This is a genomic window from Nocardia nova NBRC 15556, assembly GCF_001613005.1.
GTDB classification, from domain to species: Bacteria; Actinomycetota; Actinomycetes; order Mycobacteriales; family Mycobacteriaceae; genus Nocardia; species Nocardia nova.
The window spans coordinates 63,240-71,267 of record NZ_BDBN01000053.1 but is presented as its reverse complement, the minus strand read 5'-3'; the positions used below and the strand labels follow the sequence as shown (position 1 = coordinate 71,267).

Genomic DNA, 8,028 nt, shown 5'->3' with positions numbered 1-8,028 from the left:
GGTAGGCACGGCGAAGGAGAGAAAAGAATTTCCCCGTACCGGATCGAATCGATCGACGGCCAGGACGAGACCGAGCCTCGCCACTTGGTGCAGATCGTCGAACGTCTCGCCGCGGCCGGAGAATTTCCGAGCGATATGCTCGGCCAGCGGCAGGCAGAGTTCGATGATTTCCGCTCGGACCGACTCCCGATGCGGATCGGCATGATCCAGAGCGGCCAGTTTCTCGAACCAGGGTTCGATGTTGTCATAACTGTTGGCACCGTGGCGTGCGGCGGTTTCGGCACGACGGGCGATCGGTTCATGTGTCATTCGAGATACCTCGCTTCCAACTGAATCCGACCCAGATTGGGTACCCGTTGGTGCGGCTCTCAAAAGACGTCGAAGGGCGCACGCCGCAATGTTCGCCGATTTCCGCGCGATGACCAGGGCGTACGCCGTTCCTGATAATATCCGGCAGCGGCCGGAATTTGTGTTTTCAGCCCTCCGGCGTGTTGCCGACCCGCCGGTCGTAGTCCGCGCGGGCGGCGCGATCGACCTCGTCGGTGAATATTCGGTGCACGCCCATGCGGCGGGCGGTGAATTCGCCGAACGCGCGCGGGGTGAGCTTGTTGAACGCCATCGCCACCCCGGCAAGCCTCGTCACGGTGACCCGGCGCCGCGGACGCGCGATCAGCCGCGTCACCGCCCGTGCGACATCCTCGGGTTCGGCCAGCAGACCCATCGGAGCCTTGGTTCCCGCGATCAGTTCGGTGCGGGTGAAGGTCGGCAACACCGCCGAGAAGTGCACTCCGCTGCCGCGGCATTCCAGCCGCATGGCCTCGGTGAAGCCGAGCACGGCCTGTTTACTCGCACAGTAGGTCGCCATACCGGGCGTGGGGTTCTCCCCGGCCAGCGACGCGATATTGACGATATGGCCGCGACCGCGCGAAAGCATCTGCGGCAGTGCGGCTTTGGTGCCGTTCATGACGCCGAGTACGTTGACCTCGAGGATGCGGCGGGTGATGGCGTCGGATTCGTCGGTGAAGCGGCCGACGGGCATGATGCCGGCATTGTTGATCAACACGTCGACGGGGCCGGCCCCGGTCTCGACCGCCGCGAGAAAGTCCGCGAACGAGGCCGGATCGGTCACGTCGAGCGTCAGCGCCGCCGCGGCGCCGAGCCGCGATCCCGCCGCGGCGACGGCGGCCGCGTCGATATCGCCGAGCACCACCCGCGCACCGGCGTCGCGCAGGTGCTCGGCGATCGAATAGCCGATACCCCGCGCGCCGCCGGTGACGGCGACCACCGTGCCCGGCAGCCGGGGGCTCACCCGCGCCGCCGGCGCCGGTACCGGACCGTGCACGGCTGCTGTAGCTGCACCACCATCTTGGAATGGTCGTTGCGGTAGCTGTCGGAGGGTTGCGCCATCTCGAATTCCCAGTCCCGCAACAGGATCGAGAAGATCGCCTTCAACTGCATGAGCGCGAACGCCTGGCCGACGCAGCGGTGCCGCCCGGCGCCGAACGGGATCCACGTCCAGCGGTTCACCAGATCCGCCTGATTGGGATCGACGTAGCGGCCCGGATCGAAGCGGTCGGGGTCGGGGAAATCCTCCGCGATCCGATTGGAGACCGCCGGTGTGGTCGCGACCAGATCGCCCGGCGCGATGCTGTGCCCGCACACCTCGAATTCGCCGCGCGCCACCCGCATCAGGATGATCAGCGGCGGATGCAGCCGCAGCGTCTCCTTCAACGTCGCCTCGAGCTGCGGAATCTGGCGCAGCGCGTGGAAACTCACGTCCTGGCCGTCGGCGTAGAGCTCGTCGAGTTCGCCGACGACCCGGGCCAGCACCTCGGGATTGCGCAGCAACTCGATGGTCGTCCACGCCGCGGTACCGGAGGTGGTGTGGTGGCCGGCGAACATCATCGAGATGAAGATGCCGGTGATCTCGCTGGCGGAGAACCGCAGTTCGCCCTGCTCGTCGCGGATCGAGACCAGCACATCGAGCATGTCGCGATCCTCTTTGCCCTGCGGCGGGTTCGCGATGCGGCCGTTCATGATCTCCTGGACCAGTTCGACCAGTTTCGCCCGCGCCTCGTCGCGGCGGCGGAAGCTCTCGATGGGGGCGTAAGGGTCGACGTAACACAGCGCGTCGGTGCCGCGCTCGAGTTCGTGATACAGGTGTGCGAACCGCTCGTCGAGTTCCTCCCGGAACTTCTTGCCGATCAGGCACGCCGAGGAGGTGTAGATCGTCAGCTCGGCGAAGAACTCGAGCAGGTCGATTTCGCCCTCGTCGCCCCAGCGTTCGAGGATCCGGTGCACCTCGTGCGCGATGGTCTCGGCGTGCCCGCGCATGAAGTCACCGCGCAGGGCCTGGTTGTGCAGCATTTCCTTGCGGCGTTCGGGGCTGGCGTCGAAGACCACACCGTCGCCGAAGATCGGCTTCATGAACGGGTAGGCGGCGCCCTGGTCGAGATCCTCGTCGGCCGCGCGGAAGAAGAATTCGTTCGCCTCGGCGCCGGAGAGCAGGATGACGTCCTTGTCGGCCAGCCGGAACGAACCCACATCGCCGCACTCCGCGCGCACCCGCTGCATCAGCGCGATCGGATCGGTGCGGAACTCTTCGAGGTGGCCGTGCTCGTGTTCGCCCCCGGAGACCTGCCGCGGCTTGACCAACGTCATGAGAAATCCTTCCGCATTCCGGATCCATCGTTGATGGACACGTGTCTGGACGCTACTACGGAAGGGTGGACGAGGCAAGGTCCGGCACCGGTTCCAGCGGTGCCGGAGCGACGTGCGGGAGGGAAGTCGGAAAGGGGCGCTCAGTGGAGGACCGGCGCCGAGCGCACGGTGCTGAGCTGCCGGATGATCGCGGCGGCGTGGTTGTCGAAGCGGTCGCGGTCGATGGTGATATCGCCGATCAGATACGGGCGGTAGCAGTAGGCGAGCGCGCCGAAGATGGCCATCGCGTTGAGCGTCGCGTCGGTCTCGTCGGGAGCCGGTGTGTCGGTGTCGTCGGCGGCGATCACCGCCGCGATCGGCCCGGTGATCACCGCGACCAGCTCGCTGCCGCGCCGGGTCAGCGCCGGGGTGGCGATCGATTCGACGAACAGGATGCGCCCGCGCCGGGGGTCCTCGGTGAGGAAATCGGTGAACGCGCGCACCACGTGACCGAACAGCAGGTCTCGCTCCTCGGGTGCTTCGGCCAGTGCGGCGAGCAGTCGATCCCGGCACTGTTCGACGGTGTTCTCGAGGACGGTGGTCATCAGATCGTCGAGATTGGCGAAACTCTCGTAGAAATAACGTTCGGTGAGCCCGGCCTGTCGGCATACTCCGCGCATCGAGGTCTCGGCCGCGCCGACGCCGGCCATGAGCTCGTAACCGGCCCGCAGCAGCCGTTCGCGACGTGCGGCGATGCGGTCCGCCGGTTCGCGTCCACGCCAGGGGCGGCTGCCCGTTTTCGGAGTGTGCGGCGAATCGGCCATGGCGGTGATGCTACCGGGGGCCGGCGACAAGGCGTTTTGTTGACATCGGCTGCTGTTGACATCTAGTGATGTCAACATTACCGTCGGAGCATCGCTTCGACCACCCGCAAGGACGCGACATGAACACCTCGGTCTACGACGACCAAGCCCATGCGATCAGGGCTCGCGATGTGCGATTCGATTTCGACTCCGTCCCCATGCACTACATTCCGGGCGAAGTCATGGCCACTCACATCATCAACGTGATGCACCTGGTTCTCCCGGAGGGGGAACGCGCGATGGCCGCGGCCCTGGCCGAAGCGCTGCCCCATATCGACGACGAGCGGCTGCGCGAAGAGGTGCAGGGCTTCATCGGGCAGGAGAATCAGCACGCCAGCTCGCACGCGCAGGCGCGTCGCCACCTGGAAGCGCTCGGGCTCGACGTGGCCCCGATGGTGGAGACGGTGGCCTGGCTGGTCGATCGCCTACTCGGTGATCACGGCTTGACCGGCCGCGCCAAACACGAGTGGCTGTGCGAGCGGCTGGGCCTGTTCGCCGGGATGGAGCACTACACCGCGGTCATCGGCGAGTGGCTGCTGACCAACGACGTGCTCGAGGCCAAGAACATGCATCCGGCGATGCTGGACCTGATTCGCTGGCACGGCGCGGAGGAGGTCGAACACCGCAGCGTGGTCTACGACGCGTATATGCACGTCGACGGCGGATATCTGCGCAAGGCCCGCACGGCGGTGCTGGCCAGCTCGTCGCTGATGGTGCTGTTCGTGATCGCGGGCGGCTATCTGTTCGGCAAGGATCCCGATCCGCGCAAGGGGCGGTTCTGGCCGCTGCAATTCCTCAGCGCCTCCGCCCGCGGCGTGGTGCCGCGGATGTCGACCTTCCTGACTGAGATTCCGCGGTACCTGCGGCCCGGATTCCACCCCTCCCAGCTCGGGAGCATGGACAACGCGCTGCGCTATCTCGCGCAGTCGCCGGCGGCGCGCGAGGGCCGCCGGTGACGGCGGTGGCGTACCCGGTGGCCGCCGAGCGGCCGGGGTATCGGCCGCCGCTGCCGCTGCGGGCGGTCGGCGCGATCTTCGACCTGTACAAGCGCGGCGTCACCACGGAACCGCGAATCGAGGTGTTGTCACGACCGAACCCGGTGCGCCGCAGCGGTTTCGAACGCGAGCTGATCGTGGCCCGGCGCGAGATGCGGGCCGCGGACGTGGTCGTGCTGACGCTGGTCGCTCCCTACGGCGAACGGTTGCCGAGCTGGGTTCCGGGCGCGCACATCGATGTGCTCCTGCCCTCCGGGCGGCAGCGGCAGTATTCGCTCAACGGGGACCCGGCCGACCGCGGAACCTATCGCATCGCCGTGCGCCACCTGCCCGACGGCGGCGGCGGATCCGACGAGATCCATCGCGACGTGGCGGTGGGGGACCGGTTGCGAGTGCGCGGGCCGCGCAACGCCTTCGGATATATCGCTGCCCCGCACTATGTCTTCGTGGCCGGCGGTATCGGAATCACGCCGCTGCTGCCGATGGTGGCCGACGCCGAACGGCGCGGAATCGATTGGCGGCTGGTCTATCTCGGCCGCAGCCGGGCCACGATGCCGTTCCTCGACGAGCTGTCGGCCCACCGCGGCGGACGGCTCGAGATCCGTCCCGACGACGAATTCGGTGTCGCCGATCTCGATCTGATCCTGGCCGACGTGCCGCGCGGTACCGCGATCTACGTCTGCGGTCCGCCGCCGCTGATGGCCGCCGCGCTGAACACCGACGCCGCCCACGAGCCGACCGTTTCGGTCCACACCGAACGGTTCTCCCCGCTGCCGGTCCAGCACGGCCGCCCGTTCCGAATCCGGCTGCGGCGCAGCGGTCACACCGTGGACGTGGCCGCCGACGAATCGGCACTCGCGGCCATCGGCCGGGTCCTGCCCGACGTCGCCTACTCGTGCCGCCAGGGTTTCTGCGGCACCTGCGCGGTGGCCGTGCACGCGGGCGCTGTCGACCATCGCGATCGGCGGCTGAGTCCCGCCGAACGCGAGACGACGATGCTCACCTGCGTCTCCCGCGCGGCGGGTGACTCCCTCGAACTCGACCTGTGAGTACGAGACCGGTCGTTTCGGGCAACGACGCCCGCACCGAAAGGAATTCGACGATGGCAGTATCCGAGAGCGCCCCCGCCGAACACACGCCGATCGCGGTGATCGGCGCCGGAGTCGCCGGAATCGGCCTCGCGGTGTCGTTGCGCGCGGCCGGATTCGAAGACTTCCTGATTCTCGAACGCGCCGATGATCTGGGCGGCACCTGGCAGGCCAACACCTATCCCGGGTGCGCCTGCGATGTGCCCTCGCACCTCTACTCCTATTCTTTCGCGCCGAATCCCGACTGGTCGCGCACATACGGACGCCAGCCCGAGATCCTCGGCTATCTGCGCGACGTCGCCGAACGCCACGATGTGGTGCGGCATATGCGTTTCGGCACCGACGTGGAGCGCGCGCAGTGGGACGAAGGGCGGCGGCGGTGGCTCGTGCGCACCGACCGGGGAGTGCTCAGCGCCGATGTGCTGATCTCGGCGGTCGGCCCGTTCAGCGAGGCGAAGATTCCGAATATGCCGGGACGCGAGACCTTCCGCGGCGCCCAGTTCCACTCGCTGCACTGGGACCACGAGCACGACCTGACCGGCGAGCGGGTCGCCGTGATCGGCACGGGCGCCTCCGCGGTGCAGTTCATTCCGGAGATCGCGCCGAAGGTGCGGCGGCTCTCGGTGTTCCAGCGCTCGGCCCCGTGGATCGTCTCCCGCCTGGATCGGTCCACCCTCGGCGTGGAGCGCGCACTGCTGCGTCGATTACCGCTGCTGGGCACCGCGCTCCGGGGCGCCTACTACGCGGGTATCGAGAGTTTCGGCCTGGTCGGATTCGTCGACCGCCGCTTCCGCCATCCGTTCCAGGCGCTCTCGCGGATGCAGCTGCGCCGCCAGGTCCACGATCCTGCCCTGCGGCGGAAACTGACTCCCGACTACATGATCGGCTGCAAGCGCGCGATCTTCTCCGATGCGTACTATCCGGCCCTCACCCGCGACAATGTGGAGGTGGTGACCGAGTCGATCGCCGAGATCCGCCCCGGATCGATCGTCACCACCGACGGTGCGGAGTATCCGGTCGACACCATCGTCTGGGGCACCGGGTTCGGTGCGATACCGAAGCTCTACGAGCGGATCGAGGGCGTCGGCGGGCTGACCGTGGCCGACCACTACCGCCGCCGGCCCAGCAGTTATCTGGGCGCGGCGATCGCGGGTTTCCCCAATATGTTCCTGACCCTCGGCCCGTTCGGCGCCGCGGGGAACCAGTCCGCGATCTTCATGATCGAATCGCAGATCGCCTACATCGTCGACGCGCTGAAAACCCTGCGCGACAACGCTGTCGATCGTGTCGAGGTCCGTGCCTCGGCGCAGGACCGGTTCCTCGACGAGATGCGGCAGCGCAGTCGCGATACGGTGTGGCTGGGCGGCGGCTGCGACAGCTACTACACCACCGACAAGGGCGAGAACGCCGGGCTGTATCCGAACTGGAGTTTCGAATACCGCCGTCGCGTAGCGAGTTTCGACGCGGACTCCTACCTGCTGTCGCGCCACGTACCGGATCCGACCACCGCAGAGATGAGCAGTATCCGATGATCACAGGACCGTTCGATATGGTGCGCACGCTGCTGGCCCCGGTGCTCGGCGGGGGTGAGCGACTCGACGTGCGCGACAAGGTCGTGATCATCACCGGCGGCGCCGCCGGCATCGGCTACGAGCTGGCCCGGCTGCTCTACGACCGCGGCGCCTACGTCGCGCTGTTCGATATCGACGCCGAAGCCGTGCGCGCGAGCGCGGCCGCACTGGGCATCCGCGCGGTCGCGATCACCGTCGACGTGGCCGACCGGGAGGGGGTGCGGCTGGCCGTCGGACAGGTGCGGGAGAACTTCGGGCGCATCGATGTCGTGGTGGCCAACGCCGGCGTGGTCCCGCGCCCGGCCACCGTGCGGCTGCTCGATCCCGAGGAATTCGACCGGGTGCTGGCGATCAACCTCACCGGCGCCTTCAACACCATCCAGCCCGCGCTCGACGACGTCATCGCGGCGCACGGCCACGTCGTCGTGGTCTCCTCGTGCGCCGCGTTCGCCCCCGGAATGGGCGGTTCGCCGTACATGGTGAGCAAGGCCGGGGTGGAACAGCTGGGCCGTGCGCTGCGGGTGGAACTCGGCGGAACGGGGGCCTCGGCCGGTATCGCCTATTTCGGTGTGGTGGAGACGGCGATGACCCGCGACACTCTGGACGAGGACGAACTGGGCGCCGAATTCGGCGCGCTGCTGCCCTGGCCGCTGGATCAGCGCATTACCGCCCGGCGGGCCGCCGAGGTGATCGCCGGTGCCATCGAACGCCGGTCCGCGCGCACCGTGGCGCCCGCGGGATGGGAGCCGTACGCCCTGCTGCGGGGCGTGGTGAACGTGGCCCTCGACCACAAGCTGACCGCCGACGAGCGGGTGCGGTCGTTGACGCAGCGGCTGGAACAGCGCATCCTCGCAGATCGCGGCAGGTAACC

The 8,028-nt window shown here is 67.9% G+C and carries 8 protein-coding genes; 4 read left to right on the top strand and 4 right to left on the bottom strand.

The window, feature by feature from the left end; all coding sequences use genetic code 11:
- The 4 genes from NN2_RS21590 to NN2_RS21575 all read right to left on the bottom strand — a co-directional run.
- Positions 1–309, bottom strand: a 309-nt coding sequence (locus NN2_RS21590) for a sigma factor (RefSeq protein WP_281209280.1), incomplete at its 3' end; no start/stop codon positions are given.
- A gap of 166 nt (positions 310–475) precedes the next feature.
- A complete protein-coding gene (locus NN2_RS21585) occupies positions 476–1,309 on the bottom strand; it encodes an SDR family oxidoreductase (protein WP_063015700.1) in 834 nt (277 codons plus the stop codon).
- Entirely contained in the window at positions 1,306–2,661 is a 1,356-nt protein-coding gene (gene cyp51 / locus NN2_RS21580; RefSeq protein ID WP_063015686.1) for a lanosterol 14-alpha demethylase, read from the bottom strand. Before cyp51 ends, NN2_RS21585 begins: the two co-directional genes overlap by 4 nt.
- Positions 2,662–2,801: 140 nt before the next feature.
- Positions 2,802–3,464 (bottom strand): TetR/AcrR family transcriptional regulator, encoded by a 663-nt coding sequence (locus NN2_RS21575; protein WP_063015685.1) that lies wholly within the window; start codon positions 3,462–3,464, stop codon positions 2,802–2,804.
- Between the two features lie 119 nt (positions 3,465–3,583).
- Here NN2_RS21575 and NN2_RS21570 point away from each other — a divergent pair, with 119 nt between their 5' ends.
- From NN2_RS21570 to NN2_RS21555, 4 genes are read left to right on the top strand one after another with little or no spacing between them, the layout of a single operon-like run.
- A complete protein-coding gene (locus NN2_RS21570; RefSeq protein WP_030515626.1) occupies positions 3,584–4,459 on the top strand; it encodes a metal-dependent hydrolase in 876 nt (291 codons plus the stop codon).
- The gene (locus NN2_RS21565; RefSeq protein ID WP_308248215.1) at positions 4,456–5,547 is read left to right on the top strand and encodes a PDR/VanB family oxidoreductase; all 1,092 of its coding nucleotides are present in this window, start codon (positions 4,456–4,458) and stop codon (positions 5,545–5,547) included. Before NN2_RS21570 ends, NN2_RS21565 begins: the two co-directional genes overlap by 4 nt.
- A 53-nt stretch (positions 5,548–5,600) precedes the next feature.
- Complete coding sequence (locus NN2_RS21560; RefSeq protein WP_063015684.1) at positions 5,601–7,118, top strand: flavin-containing monooxygenase; 1,518 nt, start codon at positions 5,601–5,603, stop codon at positions 7,116–7,118.
- Positions 7,115–8,026 (top strand): short-chain dehydrogenase/reductase, encoded by a 912-nt coding sequence (locus tag NN2_RS21555; RefSeq protein WP_227462837.1) that lies wholly within the window; start codon positions 7,115–7,117, stop codon positions 8,024–8,026. Before NN2_RS21560 ends, NN2_RS21555 begins: the two co-directional genes overlap by 4 nt.
- Positions 8,027–8,028: the final 2 nt, after the last annotated feature.